This is a genomic window from Streptomyces coeruleoprunus, from assembly GCF_039542925.1.
In the GTDB taxonomy this organism is placed as follows: domain Bacteria; phylum Actinomycetota; class Actinomycetes; order Streptomycetales; family Streptomycetaceae; genus Streptomyces; species Streptomyces coeruleoprunus.
The window spans coordinates 7,178,199-7,196,180 of the sequence record NZ_BAABIT010000001.1 but is presented as its reverse complement, the minus strand read 5'-3'; the positions used below and the strand labels follow the sequence as shown (position 1 = coordinate 7,196,180).

The window sequence follows — 17,982 nt, the reverse complement described above, 5'->3', positions numbered from 1 at the left end:
GTGCCCGGTCAACCCGATCAGTCCGCCGAAGAGCCGTCCAGGGTGCTCAACTTCGGTGTGCAGCAGTACGGCGGTCAGAGCCAGGTCGCGAACCAGGCCGTGGGCCCGCAGGCGCGGGCCGTGGCGGGCCGGATCTCCGTCCAGGCGCCGGCCGCGGAGCAGCGCGCCCAGGTGGACGCCCTGCTCCTGCTGATCGAGCGCCTGCTGGAGGAGCACAGGTCCGCCCTGCCGGACCAGGAGGTGCCACGGGCGGAGCTGCGCAGGCTTCGGGAGGAGCTGGACGAGGGCTCGCCCGAGCCGGGGGTCGTGCGACGGGCCCTCGACCGGCTGACGGCCTTCGCCGAGCCGGCGGCGCCTCTGGCGGCGGCGGTCGCCGAACTCACGCAGCTGCTCCAGTCCTTCTGATCCTTCCGAGCGGTACTCCTTCTGGTCCAGACCTCTTGACGGCAGGTCTGGACCAGAAGACGCTGAACTTCCGTCCCCCGGAAGGAGCAGCGGAATGCCCCGTCACGGAAGAACGCTTCTGGGAACCGGCCTGGCACTGGCAGGCCTCCTCCACTTGGCGGGCGGCGCCTCGGCGGCCTCGACGGCGGCCGCCCAGGAATCCCCGGCCGCCGCGACCTGCGCCCTCAAGCCGAGGCCCACCGGCAAGGTGCTCCAGGGCTACTGGGAGAACTGGGACGGCGCCGCCAACGGCGTGCACCCGCCCTTCGGCTGGACCCCGATCACCGATCCGCGCATCCGGCAGCACGGCTACAACGTCGTCACCGCCGCCTTCCCCGTCATCCGCTCGGACGGCACGGCCCTCTGGGAGGACGGGATGGACACCACCGTGAAGGTGCCCACGCCGGCCGAGATGTGCGAGGCCAAGGCCGCCGGACTCACCGTGCTGCTGTCGATCGGCGGAGCCACCGCCGGGATCGACCTCAACTCCCGCGCCGTCGCGGACCGCTTCATCGCCACGATCGTGCCGATCCTCCAGGAGCACCACTTCGACGGCATCGACATCGACATCGAGACCGGCCTCGTCGGCAGCGGGAACATCAACCGGCTCTCCCCCTCCCAAGCCAACCTCGTCCACATCATCGACGGGATCCTGGAGCGCATGCCTCCCGGCTTCGGCCTCACCATGGCGCCCGAGACGGCGTACGTCACCGGCGGCAGCGTCACCTACGGCTCCATCTGGGGCGCGTACCTGCCCATCGTGAAGAAGTACGCGGACAACGGCCGCCTGTGGTGGCTGAACATGCAGTACTACAACGGCAGCATGTACGGGTGCTCCGGCGACTCCTACGCGGCCGGCACGGTCGCGGGCTTCACGGCCCAGACCGACTGCCTCGACCGGGGCCTCGTCGTCCAGGGAACCACCGTCCGGGTCCCGTACGACAAACAGGTCCCCGGCCTGCCCGCCCAGCCCGGCGCCGGAGGCGGCCACATGCAGCCCGGCACCGTCGCCCAGGCCTGGAACACCTACGGCGGCCGCCTGAAGGGCCTGATGACCTGGTCGATCAACTGGGACGGCTCCCGGAACTGGACGTTCGGCGACAACGTCAAGGCACTGCAGGGTCGTTGAGACGCCGGTGCGGCGGCGCGTGTCCGCCGGGCCGCCGCTCGGCCCACGAGGTGGAAGCCCTACAGGCCGATGTCGCGGCGGCGTACGTCGTCGGGGGACTCCCGGCGTACGAGGAGGCGGGGGCGGGCCTGGGTGACGGCGACCACCGGGGGGCGGCCGACCAGGTTGTAGCCCGATGCCATGGACAGGTGGTAGGCCCCCGCCACGGGGACGGCGAGGAGGTCGCCCGGGTGGACGTCGCCGGGGAGTTCGACGTCGGACGCGAGGATGTCGCCGGCCTCGCAGTGGCGGCCCACGACCGTCACGGTCGCGGTGGCGGCGGTCGAGGGCCGGCCGATGAGCCGGGGCGCGTAGCGGACGCCGTACAGGGCGGGGCGGGGGTTGTCGCTCATGCCGCCGTCGACCGCCACGAAGGTGGTGCCTTCGGTGCGTTTGACGGCGAGGACCCGGTAGAGGGCGATGCCCGCAGGTCCGACGACGGCGCGGCCCGGCTCGACGGTGAGCCGGGGTACGGGGATCCCGGCCGCCGCGCAGCTGTCCGCCAGCTCGGCCCGGATCGCCCGGGCGAGGGCGGGGACGTCCAGGGCGTCGTCGCCCGGGCGGTAGGCGATGCCGTGGCCGCCGCCCAGGTCCAGTTGCGTGAGGGTCGTCCCGTGCTGTTCCCGGATCCGTGCCATGAGGCCCACGAGGCGGCGCACCGCCGCCAGGTAGGGCCGGACGGCGGTGATCTGGGAGCCGAGGTGGCAGTGCAGGCCGACGAGTTCAAGGCCTGGCTGGTGCAGGATCCGGGCGACGGCGTGCTGGGCCGAGCCGTCGGTGACGGACAGCCCGAACTTCTGGTCCGCGGTGCCGGTGCGGATCTTGGTGTGGCCGCCGGCCGCGATGCCGGGGGCGATCCGGACGAGCACCTTCTGCCGGGTGCCCGCGGGCACGATGGCGGCGAGGCGGGCGATCTCCGAGGAGCTGTCGATCACGATGCGGCCGACGCCCAGTCGCAGCGCGGTCCTCAGCTCGTCGGGGCTCTTGGCGTTGCCGTGCAGGACGATCCGCTCCGGCGGGAAGCCCGTGACGACGGCGAGGTCCAGTTCGCCGGCCGAGCAGACGTCGAGCCCGAGGCCCTCCTCGGCGACCCAGTGGACCATGGCGCGGCACAGGAACGCCTTGGCCGCGTAGAGCACTTCGGCTCCGGGGAAGTCCCGCAGGTAGGCGCGGCAGCGGTCGCGCACCTCCTGCTCGTCGAGGACGTAGACGGGCGTCCCGTACTGCTCGGCGACCTCGTCGAGCGGTACGCCGCCGACCGCGAGGCGGCCGGGCGACACGTGGGCCGTCGAGGCGGGCCACAAGGACAGGTCGTCGGCGGGGGCTCCGGAGGCGGCGGGGACGGCACCCGTGGACAGGGTCATGGCGCCTCCCCCTCAGCCGACGGTCAGACGCACGCGTGCCGTGGGCCCGGCGCCGGGGCGTGCGCCACGGTCCTCCGGGTGCGGGCGGGCGGCTTCGTCGGCGGGCGGGGCGATCAGCTGCGGGTCGACGGTGACGGTGGTGACGCCGAGCGGCTCGGTGAGGGAGCGCAGGGCGGGCTCACCGAGCCGTATCCACGGCTGCGGACGCCCCAGGACGGCGGTCAGCCGGGCGGCCGTGGTGAATCCGACGGCCGTACGCTCTCCGAGGGGTGTACGGAACAGGCGGGGCACGTGGCCCGCGGGGCCCGGCCGGACGGGAACGAAGAGCGGCCCGGCCGGGACGCGATCAGAGGGCTCCGGGTCGTCGCCGCTGGCAAGCTCGGTCATGGGACTCCTCCTCGAGGGTCCTGGACAACGGGACCGCCCGGCGCGCCGTGCGAGCCGGGGGTACGAACGACGCTAGCCCCGCACGGGGTGCGTGCGGGGGCCCATGACGCGATGCTGACGTGAAACGGATCGGCACTGACGGGGCGTTGACGGGCGGGCGGCGAGGGAGGGTCCTCGGCCGGGCGTCCGTCAGGAGGAGGCCTCGGCCAGGCGGCGGCGCAGGCTCAGGGGGCGCATGTCCGTCCAGACGCGGCCGATGTGGTCCAGGCACTCCTGCCGTGAGCCCGCCGTGCCCTCGGCATGCCACCCGGGCGGCAACGCGCGGTCCGCGCGCCAGATGGAGTACTGCTCCTCGTCGTTGAGCACGACCTGGTACTCCTCGCTCCCGCTCGTCTCGCTCATCTCGCTCGGTCTCCTTCGATCGGTCGGGTCGGTCGACGGGTGCCAGACTCGCGCCTCCGCCGGCCGGACGACAGGGACAAACGCGCAGCAGGTCCGGCGGTGTGTGCTGCCGCTCCTTCCCTGGTGGGTGCGTGCGGCGGCCCGACAGTGTCGGCGGGGCCACGAGTCAGGCCCCGCCGTCCCTCCTTCGGAAGGAGTTCCGCCATGCCGGACATGCCGGAGACCGTTCATCTGCCCGTCGGGGGGTGGCGCCTGTGGGAGCACTTCGCGCTGCGCGGGCCGGGCTTCCCCGCGGAGGGCGTGCTGCGGCTGGCCCCGCCGGGGCTCGCCGAGGCCGCGGACAAGTTCGCGGCGGGCGACGAGCCGGCCGGGCCGGAGTGGACGGCGTTCACCGAGGACTTCGACGCGGGCGCCGTCCGTACGGCGCGGCTGCTCCAGGAGATCGCCGCGAGCCCGCGGTTCCGCGCGGCGGTCGCCTGGCAGAACCCGGCCGTGCTGCGCACCGGTGTGGCGCCGTTCCTGGCGTGGACGCCGACCGGGGCGGGACGCACCAGCATGCCCCGGCAGCGCGAGGAGCTGGTCGCCCACTACTGGCAGCGGTTCTGCGTGAAGAACGACACCATCGGCTTCTTCGGGCCCGTCGGCTGGGGCCGCTGGGACCTGGCCCGCGAGGACATCGCGGTCGATCCCGGTGCCGGGTTCCTCGCCGACTCGCAGGTGTACTTCTCCAGTTGGGCGATCGACGCGCTCGCGCGCTCCCTCGACGCCGATCCGGCGCTGCGGGCGTGGATACCGCCGCGCCGCATCCCGTTCGTACGGATCGAGGACGGCGCGGTGCGCGTGCCGGGCCGGCGGCCGCAGCCGGTCGCCGAGGCCGACCGGGCGGTGCTGGCCCTGTGCGACGGGACCCGGACGGTCGCGGAGATCGCGGCGGCGTCGGGCCTCACCGGGGCGGACGCCGAGCGGGCCGTACGGGCGCTGGTGGCCGCGCGGTGGGTGCACTGGCGGCTGGACGTCCCGTCGAGCACGTACCCGGAGCGCGAGCTGCGGGCGACCCTCGAACGGATCGGCGACCCCGCGGTGCGGGAACCCGCCCTGGAGCGCCTGGCCGTGCTGGAGCGGGGCCGTGACGCCGTGCGGGCGGCCGGGACGGACGCCGAGGCGCTGACCACGGCGCTCGGCGCCCTGGAGGCCGACTTCGCGGCGCTCACCGCGACCGAGGCGCAGCGGGCGAAGGGCGCGAAGACGGCGCCGTGCCGCGGGGTGGTGTACTCCGACTGCCGGCGGTCGGCGACGGCGGTGCTGGGCAGCTCGCTGCTCGGCGAACTGACCGCGCTCGGCCTGTGTCTGACCGCGGCCCGCTGGATGACGAACAGGGTCGCGGAGCGGATCCGCGGACGGCTGCGCCCGGTGTACGAGCGGCTCGCCGAGGGCGGCGGCCGGGTGGACCTGGCGTCGCTGTGGCTGGCCTGTCTGCCGTCGCCGCACCCGCGGGCGGACGAGGACATCGCCGCCGTACAGGCGGAGCTGCGGGCGAAGTGGGCCCGCGTCCTGGAGCTGCCGGAGGGGGCGCGCCGGGTGCGGCTGTCGTCGGCGGACCTCGCCGAGCGGGTGCGGGCGGAGTTCGACGAGCCGGGCGCGGGCTGGTCCCTGGCGCGGTACTTCAGCCCCGACGTGCTCGTGCTGGCGCGGGACGCGGACGCGGTGGCCCGCGGGGACTTCGAGCTGCTGCTCGGCGAGATGCACTGCGCGCTCAACACGATGGGCGCGTCGCTCTTCGTCCACCAGCACCCCGACCGCGCGGCCCTGGTGGCCGAGACGTCGCGGGACTTCCCGGGGCCCCGGCTGCTGCCGATGCTGCCCAAGGAGTTGCCGCTCAAGTGGTCCACGCGCAGCAGGCCCTCCCTGGAGCGGCCCGAGGACTACCACGTGGCCCTGGTGGACCACACGGGTGACCCGTTCCGGCAGCGTACGGTCCTCGCCGCCGACGTCTCCGTGGAGGTGCGGGACGGCGCGCTGGTCGCGGTGCTTCCGGACGGCGCCGTGTTCGACCTGCTCGACGTGTACGCCAACACGCTCACGCAGCGCGTGATGGACCGCTTCACGCTGCGGCCCGAGGGCGACCACACGCCGCGCATCACGCTCGACCGGATGGTCGTGGCGCGCGAGACCTGGACGCTGCCCGTGGCCGGACTGGCCTTCACGGAGGAGAAGTCGGAGGCGCGGCGGTTCGTCCGGGCCCGTGCCTGGGCGCGCGAACGGGACCTCCCGCGCTTCGTGTTCGTCGTGTCGCCGACGGAACCCCGGCCGTTCTACGTGGACTTCGACAGTCCCGTCTACGTCAACATCTTCGCGAAGGCCGCGCGCAGGCTCGCCCGGAAGGACCCCGGGGCGCGCCTCGTCGTCAGTGAGATGCTGCCCACGCCCGAGCAGGCCTGGCTGGCGGACGACGAGGGCCGCACGTACACCTCCGAGCTGCGGTTCGTGGCCGTCGACCGGACCGCCGTGGCCGGCCGCGCGGAAGGGGCCGAGTGATGCGCACCTTCGTCGACGACATCGCCGACCACGCCGTACGCGAGCCGGACCGGGTCGCGGTGACGACACCGGACGGCGAGCTGACCTACGCCGGGCTGGCCGCCCGTGTCGACGCCCTGGCTGCGGTGCTCGCCGCCCGGGGAGCGCGCGCCGAGACGGTGTGCGGGGTGGCCGTGGCGCGCGGGGTGGACGCGGTGGTCGCCGTGGCGGCCGCCGTGCGGTGCGGGGCGGCGTTCCTGACGCTGGACGTGGAGCAGCCGCCGCGGCGGCTGGCGGCGCTCGTGCGCAGCGGGGGCGCGGACCTGCTGGTCACCACCTCGGACCTGGCCGACCGGCTCGACCTGCCGGTCCCGGGCCGTCCCGTGCTCCTGGACCGGCCGGAGACGCACGCGGGTGACGGGCCGGCGCGCGGTGTGCCGGACGGGCGGGCGCTGGCCTACGTCAGCCACACGTCCGGCACGACCGGCGAGCCGAGCCCGGTGCTGGTGGAGCACCGCGGGCTCGACGGGTACCTGCGGTTCGTCGTACGGGACTTCGGCCTCGGTCCGGACACGGTGGCGCTCCAGACGGCGCCGCTGGGCTACGACGCGTCCGTACGGGACACGTTCGCTCCCCTGCTCGCGGGCGGGCGCCTGGTCCTCGTGCCGCGGTCGGCGGTGCTGCGGCCGCGGGAGTTCGGCGCGGTCGTGCGGGCCCACGGGGTGAACGCGCTGCTCAGCGTGACGCCGTCGTTCCTGTCGTTCCTGGCCGGGCAGCCGGACGGGGCGGGGCTGCCGGCCGGCGTACGGCTGGTGGTGAGCAGCGGCGAGTCGCTGCGCCCCTTCCTGGCCGCGGGCGGACGGTCGCTCGTCGAGGGGCGGCTCGTCAACCAGTACGGGCCGACGGAGTGCACGATGACCTCGACGCGGTACGACGTGCCGGCCGATCCGGCGACCGACGCGGACATCGTGGGGACGCCGATCGACGGTGTGGTCGTCCGGGTGCTCGACGACGCGCTGGGACCCGTGCCCGAGGGCGAGGTCGGGGAGGTGTGCATCGGCGGCGCCGGGGTGGCCCGCGGCTACCGCGGCCTGGCCGCCCGTACGGCGGAGTGCTTCGTACCGGACCCGGCGGGGCCGCCGGGTGCGCGCCTGTACCGGACGGGCGACCTGGCCCGGAGCGGGCCCGGCGGCCTGCGGCTGCTGGGGCGGCGGGACCGACAGGTCAAGATCCGCGGTCACCGTGTCGACCCGGCCGAGATCGAGGGCGCGCTGCTGGCGCACCCGGGGGTCACGGGCGCGGTCGTCACGCCCCGCACGGACGACGCGGGGCGGGTGTTCCTCGTCGCCCATGTCACCGGCGACCTGGCGGACACCGGCGACGCCGCCCTGCGCGCCCACCTCGGGGCGACCCTGCCGCCGCACCTGATGCCCCGCCGGTTCGTGCGGCTGGCCGAACTGCCCACCACGCGCGGCGGCAAGGCGGACCGGCGGGCCCTGGCGGAGTCGGCGGTGCGGTCATGACGGGGCTCGGCGGCGGGCCGGTGCCGGCCGACGTGGACGGCGCGGCCGAGCGCATCGCCCCGTACGTCCGGCGCACCCCGCTGCTGCCGGGCCTGCCGGCGCCGGGCCGGCGGCGGGGCGGCTGGGGGCTGCTGCTCAAGGCGGAACACCTGCAGCACAGCGGGTCGTTCAAGCTGCGCGGTGCCGCCAACGCCGTGCTGGCGCTGGGCGCGCGCAGCATCGTCACGGGCTCGTCGGGCAACCACGGGATCGCCCTGGCACGGCTGGCCGCCCCCATGGGCGTGCGGGTGACCGTGGTGCTGGCCGCCGGGGCGAACCCGGCCAAGGCCGCCCGCATCCGCGCCCTGGGCGGGCGCACGGTCACCGTGCGGGGCGGGGTCGCGGAGCGCGAGGAGCGGGCCCGCGCACTCGCCGAGGAGACCGGCGCGGTCCTCGTGCCGTCGTCGGACCACGCGCTGGTCGTCGCGGGGCAGGGCACGGTGGCCCGCGAGATCCTGGCCGACGTCCCCGACGTACGGACCCTGTACGTGCCGGTCGGCGGGGGCGGCCTGCTGGCGGGGGCGTGCCTGGCCGCGCGGGACCATCCCGTACGGATCGTGGGCGTCGAGCCGGCGGAGACGCCCCGCTACGCCCGGTCCCTGGCGGCGGGGCGGCCGCTGCGGCTGCCGCCCTGCGACACGGTGGCCGACGGGCTGCGGGCCCAGCGGCCCGGCGACGTGCCGTACGCGGTGGTCAGGGACCGGGTCGACGACCTGGTCGCCGTGTCCGACGCGGAGATCCTCACCGCGACCGACCGGCTGCGCCGGCTCGGTGTCGAGGCGGAGCCCAGCGGCGCCGTCGCCCTCGCGGGGGCGCTGCGCGCCGGGCGCCACCGCGAGCGTGCGGTGGCCGTGGTCTCCGGCGGCAACACCCTGGCCGCGCTCACCGCCCTCGCCGACGCGACCGCGTCGACCACCCGGCCCATCAGCACCACTGCGACGAACCCCACCCTCACCTGTCCCGAACTGGAGGAGACCCGATGACCGAGACGACCACCACCCTGACCGCCGCCCCGACGACGACGGCGCCCGGCACCACCGAACTGCTCGTCGGCATCTACCGTGAGGCGCTGGGGGCGGCCGGCCTGGACGAGCACAGCGACTTCTACGAGAACGGCGGCGACTCCCTGACCGCGTTCCAGGTCACCGCACGGCTCCAGGAGGTCCTGGGCGTCGAGGTGCCGGTCGCGCTCGTGTTCGCGTACCCCACGCCCGCGGACCTCGCCGACGTCGTCGACACCGACCTCCTCCAGGGGTGAGGGCCGTGGAGGAGGGCGGTACGGAGCGGGACGTGTGGCTGCCGGGCGGGCGCTGGCGGCTGTGGGAGCAGTTCGCGCTGCGCGGTCCGGGCTTCCCGGCCTCGGGCGTGCTGCGCCTCGCACCGCCGGGGCTCGCCGAGGCGACCGACAAGTTCGGGCCCGGAGAGGCGCTGGGCGGGCAGGCGTGGGGTGAGTTCGCCGAGGTGTTCGCGGGCGCGGCGGTGGAGAGCGCGCACGTGCTCCAGGACATCGCGCGGACGCCGGCGTTCCGGGAGGCCGTGGCCTGGCAGAACCGGCCGGTCCTCGCCTCGGGTGTGGCGCCGTTCCTGGCGTGGACGCCGACCGCGTCCGGGCGCACCAGCATGCCCCGGCAGCGCGAGGAGCTGGTCGCCCACTACTGGCAGCGGTTCTGCGTCAAGAACGACACCATCGGCTTCTTCGGGCCCGTCGGCTGGGGCCGCTGGGACCCGGCCCGCGAGGGCGTCGACGTCGATCCGGGCGAGGGTCTGATCGCCACGACGGAGGTGTACTTCGCCGGGTGGGCCGTTGACGCCCTGGCCGCGCGGATCGACGCCGACCCCGCGCTGCGGGAGTGGGTGGCGCCCCGCCGGGTGCCGTTCGTGCGCGTCTCGGGCACCGGGGTGACCGTGCCGGGCCGCCCGGCGCGGCCGCTCGGCCCGGAGGCCGCCGCGGTCCTCGGGCTGTGCGACGGTGTACGGCCCGTACGGGACATGCGCGCCGCGCTCCCGGGCGTGGACGTCCCTGCCGTCCTCGCGGATCTGGTGGCCCGGCGCTGGGTCGTGTGGAAGCTGGAGGTGCCGGCGGGCGCCCGTCCCGAGCGGTGGCTGAGGGACTGGCTGGAGAAGGCCGGGGACGGGGACGCGCGGCGGCGCTGGCTGGACGCGCTCGACGCGCTCGAGCGCGGCCGCGAACGGGTGGGGGCGGCCGAGGGCGCCGACGAGGTGGTGGCCGCGCTGACCGGCCTGGAGGAGGAGTTCGCCACGCTCACCCGGACGGCTGCCGTACGGGAGAAGGGGGCTGGGACGGCGCCCTGCCGGGCGGTCGTGTACGCCGACTGCCGGCGTGCGGCCACGGTGCGCGCGGGCCGTGCCGTACGGCGGGCGCTCGCGCCGCTGGAGCCGCTGCTCACCAGCACGGGGTGGCTGACGGCGCGGCTGGCCGACGCGGTCATGGCCGAGGCGCGGACGGTGTACGCGCGGCTGGCCGCCGAGGGGCCGGTGGACCTGGCGTCGTTCTGGTTCGCGTGCATGCCGGTCCTGCACGGCACGGCGCGGACGCGGGCGGAGGCGCTGCAGCGGGAGTTCCGCGACCGGTGGGCGTCCGTGCTGGCCGTGCCGCCGGGTGCCCGCCGGGTGCACAGGTCGCTGGACGACATCGCGGGGGCGGTCGCCGAACGGTTCGGCGGCGACACGGGTCAGGGCACGGGTCAGGGCCCCGGCTGGACCGCGGCCCGCTACGTCAGCCCGGACGTCATGGTCGCCGCGACCGGCGCGGACGCCGTGGAGCGGGGCGACTTCCAGCTGGTGCTGGGCGAGTTGCACCTGGCGGCGAACACGCTGGGCGCGTCGCTCTTCGTCCACCAGCACCCGGATCCCGGGGAGCTGGTGCGGCTCACGGGCCGCGACCATCCGCGACCGCGCCTGATGCCGCTGCTGCCCAAGGAGCACCGGTCGCGGCTGTCCGCCCGGACCCGGCACGCGCTGGTCCGCCCCGAGGACTACCACGTGGCGCTGGTGGACGTCGCCGGCGACGCCGCCCGGCCCCGTACGGCGCTCAGCGCGGAGGTGGCGGTGACCGAGCGGGACGACGGCGAGCTGGTGGTGGTCCTGCCGGACGGCGCCGAGTTCGCCGCCGTGGACGTGTTCGCGCACGTGCTGACGACGCTGGCCATGGACCTGTTCCGGATCCTGCCCGAGGAGGGGCACACGCCGCGCGTGACGGTGGACCGCCTGGTCGTGGCCCGGGAGACCTGGCGGCTGCCCGCGGCCGATCCGGACTTCGCCGGGGAGAAGGACGAGGCCCGCCGGTTCGTGGGGGCGCGGCGCTGGCGCGCGCGGCACGGGCTGCCGCGTTTCGTGTTCGTGGTGCTGCCCACCGAGCCGCGCCCCTTCTACGTGGACTTCGACAGTCCCGTGTACGTGAACATCCTCGCCAAGGCGGTGCGCCGGATGGCCCGCCGGGAGCCGGACGGGCGGCTGGTGGTCACCGAGATGCTGCCGACGCCCGAACAGGCGTGGCTGGTCGACGACGAGGGGAACGCGTACACGTCCGAGCTGCGGTTCGTGGCGGTCGACGGGAGGGAGCGCGTCCGGAGGTAGCTGGTCCAGGCGCATGCGGCGGCGCGTCCGGCCGGGGTTCCGGCGGGGCGCGCCGCCGTTCGCGTGCCGGGCCGCTGCCGCGCGGACTTCCGCACATACGGACTTCCGCGACGTACGGACTTCCGCGCGTACGGGCTTCTGCGCGTGCGGCTGCGTCTTCTTCCCTACTGGGCCCGCGCCGCAGCCAAGAAGGTGGGGGAAAACACCGCTTGGAGGCCCGCAGTGAAGGTTGGCGCAGCTGTTCGCACCGTATCGTCCGCACAGCGGAGGCTGTGGTTCCTCGACCAGCTCTCCCGAGGCTCGGCCGACTCCCTGCTCCCGCTGGCGCTCCGGATCCGCGGCGCTCTCGACGTCCCCGCCCTGGAGCGGGCGCTGGCGGGTGTCGTGGCCCGCCACGAGGTGCTGCGGACCCGGTTCGTCACCGTGGGCGGCGAGCCCGTCCCGCGCGTCGAGCCGCCCGGCCGGTTCGCCGTCGCGCGGGTCGACCTCGACGGCGTCGGCGAGCTGTTCGCCGCGGAACTGGCCCGTCCGCTCGACCTGGCGGAGGAGATCCCGCTGCGGGCCACGCTGGCCCGCCTCGGCCCGGACGAGCACGTGCTGCTGCTCGTGGTCCACCACATCGCGGTGGACGGCTGGTCGTGGGACGTCCTGCTGCGCGAACTGGCCGCCGGGTACCGGGGCGAGGAGGTGCCTGCCCCGCCGGTGCAGTACGCGGACTTCGCGCGGGACCGGGCGGAGCGGCTGAGCGGACCGCGCATGGAGCGTCTGCTGGCGTACTGGCGCGACCGGCTGGCGGGCGCGGCCCCGCTGGAGCTGCCCACGGACCGGCCGCGCCCGCGGTTCTGGGACGGGGCGGGCGACGTGGTCCGCTTCGACCTGCCGGCCGATGTGGTGGCCGGCGTCGACCGGCTGGCCCGTGAGCACCGGGCCACGCGGTACATGGTGCTGCTCGCGGTGTACACGGCGCTGCTGGGACGGTACTCGGGCCGGTCGGACATCGCCGTGTGCACGACCCTGGCCGACCGGGGAGACCCGCGCGTCGCGGACGTGATCGGCCCGTTCGTCAACACGATCGTGCTGCGCACCGACCTGTCCGGCGACCTGTCGTTCGCGGAGCTGCTGGGCCGGGTGCGGGCGGGGGCGCTGCGGGACTTCTCGCACGCGGAGGCCCCGTTCGACCGGGTGGTGGGTGCGGTGGGCGGGGCGCGCGACCTGTCGCGCCACCCGCTGGCGCAGGCCTCCTTCACGCTGGCGGGCACGCAGCGGCCGCCCGTGCTCGGTGACCTGGACGTGGAGTTGGTGGCGACGCCGCTGAAGGGCACGCCGCTGGACGTCTTCCTGGACCTGGGGAGCCGGCCGGACGGGACCGTCGCGGCCCGGCTGCAGTACTCGACGGCCCTGTTCGACGCCGGGACGATGCGCCGCTTCCGCGACGGCTACGCGGAGCTGCTGGCCGCCGTGGTGGCCGCGCCCGAGGCGCCGGTGAGCGAGGCGGCGGGCCGCCTGGCGCCGCTGACCGGCCGGGAGGCCCACGCGCCGGCCGTCACGGGCGCGCAGGCGCCGCGGGCCGGCAGTACGGAGCCGTTCCAAGTGGCGGGCGCGGCCGACGCGGTCGCCCTCGTCTGCGAGGGCGAGTCCGTGCGGTACGGGGAACTGGACGCCCTGACGGGCGGGATGGCGCGGGCGCTCGCCGACGGCGGGGTACGGCCCGGTGACCGCGTCGGCGTACTGGTGCGGCGCGGCATCGGGGCCGTGGTCGCCATGGCCGGCATCTGGCGGGCCGGCGGGGTGTACGTCCCGCTCGATCCCCAACTCCCCGATGAGCGGCTGCGGTTCATGGTGGAAGAGGCGGGGGTGCGGTGCGTCGTGGCCGATGCCACGACCGCGGAAGCCGCCGCCGCGCTGGGGCTGCCCGTACGGCCCGTCGAGTCGGTACGGCCCGACGCGCGGGGGCCGCGTCATGTGCCGGTGCCCGAGGAGCTGGCGTATGTGATCTTCACGTCGGGTTCCACGGGCCGGCCCAAGGCCGTGGGGGTCGAGCACCGTGCGCTGTCGGCCCATGTGGCCGCCGCGCGGGAGGCGTTCGGCATGACCTCCGACGACCGGGTGCTCGCCTTCTCGTCGTTCTCCTTCGACGCCTCGCTCGACCAGCTGCTGCCCGCGCTGTCGTGCGGTGCGACGGTGGTGATCCGCCCCGACGAGCAGTGGCATCCCGCGCGGATCCCCGCGGAGGTGCGCCGGCACGGGCTCACCGTGGTCAACCTGCCGCCCACCTACTGGTCCGGGCTGGCGCAGTCGCTCACCGGTGACGCGGCGGCCGGCCTGTCGTCGCTGCGGCTGCTGATCCTCGGCGGGGAGGACGTGCCGGCGGGCCCGCTGGCCGCCTGGCGGGCCCGCGTCCCCCATGTGCGGGTGTGCAACGCGTACGGGCCCACGGAGACGACCGTCACCGCCACCGCGTACGACGTCCTCCCCGGCGCCGGGGATCCCGGCCGGGTCCCCATCGGCAGGCCCCTCGGTGGGCGCCGGGCCCATGTGGTGGACGCCCGCGGCGACCTGGTGGGCGTCGGCGACGAGGGTGAACTCCTCGTCGGCGGACCGGAACTGGCGCGCGGCTACCTCGGGCGGCCGGCCCTGACGGCGGAGCGGTTCGTGCCCGATCCGTACGGGGACGGCGGGCGGCTCTACCGCACCGGTGACCTGGTGCGGCTGCGTGCGGACGGGGAGCTGGAGTTCCTGGGGCGGACGGACGACCAGGTGAAGATCCGGGGCTTCCGCGTGGAGTTGGGCGAGGTCGAGGCGGTGCTGCGGGAGTGCCCGGGGGTGGCCGCCGCGGCCGTGGCGGCTCGCCCGGACGCGAGCGGGGCGCCGGCCCTGGCCGGTTACGTGGTCGCCGGGCCGGGGGGCGGGGTGGACCCGGTAGCGCTGCGGGCGTGGTGTGCGGGGCGGCTGCCGCACTACGCGGTGCCGTCGCGGTTCGCGGTGCTGGACGCGCTGCCGGTGAACGCCTCCGGGAAGCTCGACCGGGCGGCGCTGCCGGACATCGGCACGGACGGGTCCGCCGGCGGTGCGGACTACGCGGCGCCGCGTGATGCCACGGAGCGGGTGGTGGCGGAGATCTGGGCCGAGGTGCTGGGCGTGGAGCGCGTCGGCATCGACGACGGGTTCTTCGAGCTGGGCGGGCACTCGCTGCTCGCCACGATGGCGGTGTCCAGGATCGCGGAGCGGCTGGGCCGTGAGGTGGAGCTGCGCACGCTGTTCGAGAACCCGCGGATCCGGGAGTTCGGGCCGCTGGTCGGCGCGGCGCGGCGGGCGGCCGTGGGGGCCGGTGTGGTGCCGGTGGACCGGTCGGGGCCGCTGCCGATGTCGTTCGCGCAGGAGCGGATGTGGTTCCTGGACCGGATGTCGGACCGGGGCGAGGAGTACGTGCTGTGGTTCTCCTGGCGGGTGCGCGGCGGTCTGGACCGCGCGGCCTGGCAGGGCGCCCTGGACGATGTGGTGGCCCGGCACGAGGTGCTGCGCACTGCCCTCGTCGAGGTGGAGGGGCGGCCCGCGCAGCGGGTGCTGGAGGCCGTGGGGGTGCCGCTGGAGTGGCATGCGATCCCGGACGGCGGCGACGGCGGGGCCGACCGCGTCGCCGGCGGCGGTGTCGGGACCGGACCGCTGGACCGGGTGCGGGAGCGCGCCGTGGCCTTCGCGACCCGCCGGTTCGACCTCTCCGCGCCGCCGCTGCTGCGCTCCGGCGTCTGGGAGGTGGCCCCGGACGACCACGTCGTGGTCATCGCCTTCCACCACGTGGCCACCGACGGCTGGTCCAAGGACGTCGTGGTGGGCGAGGTGTCGGCGTGCTACGCGGCGCGGCTCGCCGGCCGCCGGGCCGGGCTGCCCGCGCTGCCGGTGCAGTACGGGGACTTCGCGGTGTGGCAGCGGAGCGCGGCGGAGGACGGGGCGCTGGAGGAGCGGCTGCGCTACTGGGAGTCGGCGCTGTCCGGGCTCGCGCCGCTGGAGCTGGCCACGGACCGGCCGCGGCCCGCGGTGTGGTCGGGGCGGGGCGCGGCGGTCGAGGTGGACCTGCCGCGGTCGCTGGCCGCGGGGCTGGACGAGCTGGCCCGCCGGCACGGGGTGACCCGGTTCATGGTGCTGCTGGCCGTGGTGCAGATCGTGCTGGCCCGCTGGTCCGGGCAGCGGGACGTGGCGGTGGGCACCCCGGTGGCGGGGCGTGGCCAGGTGGAGCTGGAGCGGCTGGTCGGGCTGTTCGTGAACACGGTGGTGCTGCGCGCGGACCTGTCCGGCGAGCCCGCCTTCGGGGAGTTCCTCGGCCGGGTCCGCGAGACCGTGCTGGGCGCCTTCGACCACCAGGACGTGCCGTTCGAGCGGCTGGTGGAGCGGCTGCGGCCGGAGCGGGACGCGTCCCGCAACCCGCTGTTCCAGGTCATGTTCGACGTGCAGGAGAGCCCGGTGGGCGGGCCGCGCGCCGAGGGCCTGGACGTGGAGCCGTTCGCGCTGCCGTGGCGGTCGGCGAAGTTCGACCTGACGGCCACGTTCCTGCTGTATCCCGACCGGTTCGCGCTGAACGTCGAGTACAGCACCGACCTCTTCGACGCCGCCACGGTCACCCGTTTCGCCGGGCACGTGGGCCGGGTGCTGGAGTCGGCGCTCGCCGGGCCGGACCGGCCGGTGGGGCGGCTGGAGATGCTGTCCGACGCCGAGTACGCGGAGCTGACCGGCCCGGTCGCCGGGCCGTGCCCGACGGTGGCGCAGGTGGCCCCGTACGCGGTGACGGGCGCGCCCGGGGCGGTCGCGCTGGTCTGCGGGGACGCGTCCCTCACGTACGGCGGACTCGACGGTCTCGCGGGCGGCTTGGCGGACGCGCTGCGCGCCGCCGGGGTCGGTCCGGAGACGGCGGTGGGGGTGTGTCTGGGGCGCGGGTTGTGGTCCGTCGTCGCCATGGCCGCGATCTGGCGCGCGGGCGGGGTGTACGTGCCGCTGGACCCGCAGCTGCCCGAGGAGCGCCTGCGGTACATGGTGGAGCGGGCCGGGGTGCGGTACGTCGTGACGGACGGCGCCACCGCCCCGCGGGCCGCCGGGCTGGGCGCGCCGGTCCTGTCCGTGGAGTCGGTCCGGCCGGCCCCCGGCGCGCCCCGGCACACGCCTGCCCCGCGCGAACTGGCGTGCGTCATCTTCACCTCGGGGTCCACGGGCCGGCCCAAGGCCGTGGGGGTGGAGCACCACGCGCTGGCCGCGCACGCGCTCGCCGCGCGGGAACGGTTCGGCATCACCGCCGAGGACCGGGTGATGAACTTCGCCTCGTTCTCCTTCGACGCGTCGCTGGAGCAGGTCCTGCCGGCTCTCGGCGCCGGTGCCGCGGTGGTGATCCGCCCGGACGAGGTGTGGACGGTGGAGGAACTGGCCGCCCGGGTGCGCTCCGACGGCGTGACGGTCATGGAGGTGACGCCCTCCTACTGGGAGGAGATCGCGGCCCGGCTCGACACGGTCGCGGACGACCTGAAGGGGCTGCGGCTCGTCGTCACGGGCGGTGAGACGCTGCCGTCGGCGCCGCTGGCCCGGTGGTTCGCGTATCTGCCGCACGTGCCGGTCCAGAACACGTACGGCCCGACGGAGTCGGTGATCTCGGCGACGTCCCGGCTCGTCACCGGACCGGTCGAGGGCCGGGTGCCGATCGGGACGGCCTGGGGCGCGCGCCGCACGTACGTGGTGGACGCGGAGGGTGAACTCGTGCCCGTGGGCGTCCCGGGCGAACTCCTCGTCGGCGGGCCGGAACTGGCGCGCGGCTACCTGGGGCAGCCCGCCCTCACCGCCGAACGGTTCGTGCCGGACCCCTTCGGCGGTACGGGCGGCAGGCTCTACCGCACCGGCGACATCGTGCGGGGCCTGCCGGACGGGCAGCTGGACTTCCTCGGCCGGACCGACCACCAGGTGAAGATCCGGGGCTTCCGCATCGAGCTGGGCGAGGTCGAGGCCGTACTGGAACGGCATCCCGGAGTGCACGCCGCCGCCGTGCTCGTCCGCGAGCTGCGCGGGGACCGGGCCCTGGTCGGGTACGCGGCCGGGCAGGGCCTGGACGTGGGGAAGCTCGCCGAGTGGTGCCGCGCCCACCTGCCCGGCTACATGGTGCCGGCCGCGTTCGTCCTGCTCGACGCCCTGCCGCGGACCGTGCAGGGCAAGCTCGACGCCGGGGCCCTGCCCGACCCCGAACCGCCCGCGTCGGCCGGGTCCGTGGCGCCCCGCACGCCCACCGAGGTGGTGACGGCCCAGATCTGGGCCGAGGTGCTGGGCCTCGCCCACGTCGGCGTGCACGACGACTTCTTCGCGCTGGGCGGGCATTCGCTGCGCGCCGTGGCCGTCGCGTCCCGGCTGCGGGCGGCGTTCGACTGCCCGGTCCAGGTGCGCGACCTGTTCGAGCACCCGACGGTCGAGCGGCTGGCCGTCGAGGTGGAACGGCGGCTCGTCGAGCAGATCTCGGCGATGAGCGAGGACGAGATCGATCTGTCGCTGACGGCGGACTACTGACATCGGGGGGCTC

Annotated in this window: 11 protein-coding genes; 8 read left to right on the top strand and 3 right to left on the bottom strand. The window is 75.6% G+C overall.

Annotated elements, in window-relative coordinates:
* Entirely contained in the window at positions 1–405 is a 405-nt protein-coding gene (locus ABEB09_RS32165; RefSeq protein WP_345693436.1) for a DUF5955 family protein, read from the top strand.
* A 94-nt stretch (positions 406–499) separates the two neighbouring features.
* Positions 500–1,573, top strand: a complete 1,074-nt coding sequence (locus ABEB09_RS32160) for a chitinase (RefSeq protein WP_345693435.1) — start codon at positions 500–502, stop codon at positions 1,571–1,573.
* A gap of 59 nt (positions 1,574–1,632) precedes the next feature.
* Here ABEB09_RS32160 and lysA read toward each other — a convergent pair whose 3' ends face one another.
* The 3 genes from lysA to ABEB09_RS32145 all read right to left on the bottom strand — a co-directional run bounded on the left by lysA (position 1,633) and on the right by ABEB09_RS32145 (position 3,765).
* Entirely contained in the window at positions 1,633–2,976 is a 1,344-nt protein-coding gene (lysA, locus tag ABEB09_RS32155; protein ID WP_345693434.1) for a diaminopimelate decarboxylase, read from the bottom strand.
* Positions 2,977–2,988: 12 nt separating this feature from the next.
* Complete coding sequence (locus ABEB09_RS32150; RefSeq protein ID WP_345693433.1) at positions 2,989–3,363, bottom strand: SAV_915 family protein; 375 nt, start codon at positions 3,361–3,363, stop codon at positions 2,989–2,991.
* Positions 3,364–3,552: 189 nt separating this feature from the next.
* A complete protein-coding gene (locus ABEB09_RS32145) occupies positions 3,553–3,765 on the bottom strand; it encodes an MbtH family protein (RefSeq protein ID WP_345693432.1) in 213 nt (70 codons plus the stop codon).
* Between the two features lie 213 nt (positions 3,766–3,978).
* Here ABEB09_RS32145 and ABEB09_RS32140 point away from each other — a divergent pair, with 213 nt between their 5' ends.
* The 6 genes from ABEB09_RS32140 to ABEB09_RS32115 all read left to right on the top strand — a co-directional run bounded on the left by ABEB09_RS32140 (position 3,979) and on the right by ABEB09_RS32115 (position 17,969).
* Entirely contained in the window at positions 3,979–6,300 is a 2,322-nt protein-coding gene (locus ABEB09_RS32140; RefSeq protein WP_345694158.1) for a lantibiotic dehydratase, read from the top strand.
* Positions 6,300–7,802 carry an amino acid adenylation domain-containing protein gene (locus ABEB09_RS32135; protein ID WP_345693431.1) on the top strand — a complete coding sequence of 501 codons (1,503 nt, stop codon included), beginning with the start codon at positions 6,300–6,302 and terminating at the stop codon, positions 7,800–7,802. Before ABEB09_RS32140 ends, ABEB09_RS32135 begins: the two co-directional genes overlap by 1 nt.
* On the top strand, positions 7,799–8,824 hold the full coding sequence (locus ABEB09_RS32130; protein ID WP_345693430.1) for a threonine ammonia-lyase: 1,026 nt from the start codon (positions 7,799–7,801) through the stop codon (positions 8,822–8,824). The genes ABEB09_RS32135 and ABEB09_RS32130 overlap by 4 nt, the downstream gene beginning before the upstream one ends.
* Positions 8,821–9,099 (top strand): acyl carrier protein, encoded by a 279-nt coding sequence (locus ABEB09_RS32125; protein WP_345693429.1) that lies wholly within the window; start codon positions 8,821–8,823, stop codon positions 9,097–9,099. Before ABEB09_RS32130 ends, ABEB09_RS32125 begins: the two co-directional genes overlap by 4 nt.
* A gap of 314 nt (positions 9,100–9,413) precedes the next feature.
* Positions 9,414–11,438, top strand: a complete 2,025-nt coding sequence (locus tag ABEB09_RS32120) for a lantibiotic dehydratase (RefSeq protein ID WP_380841386.1) — start codon at positions 9,414–9,416, stop codon at positions 11,436–11,438.
* A gap of 222 nt (positions 11,439–11,660) precedes the next feature.
* Positions 11,661–17,969 (top strand): amino acid adenylation domain-containing protein, encoded by a 6,309-nt coding sequence (locus ABEB09_RS32115; RefSeq protein WP_345693427.1) that lies wholly within the window; start codon positions 11,661–11,663, stop codon positions 17,967–17,969.
* The last annotated feature ends 13 nt before the right edge of the window (positions 17,970–17,982 follow it).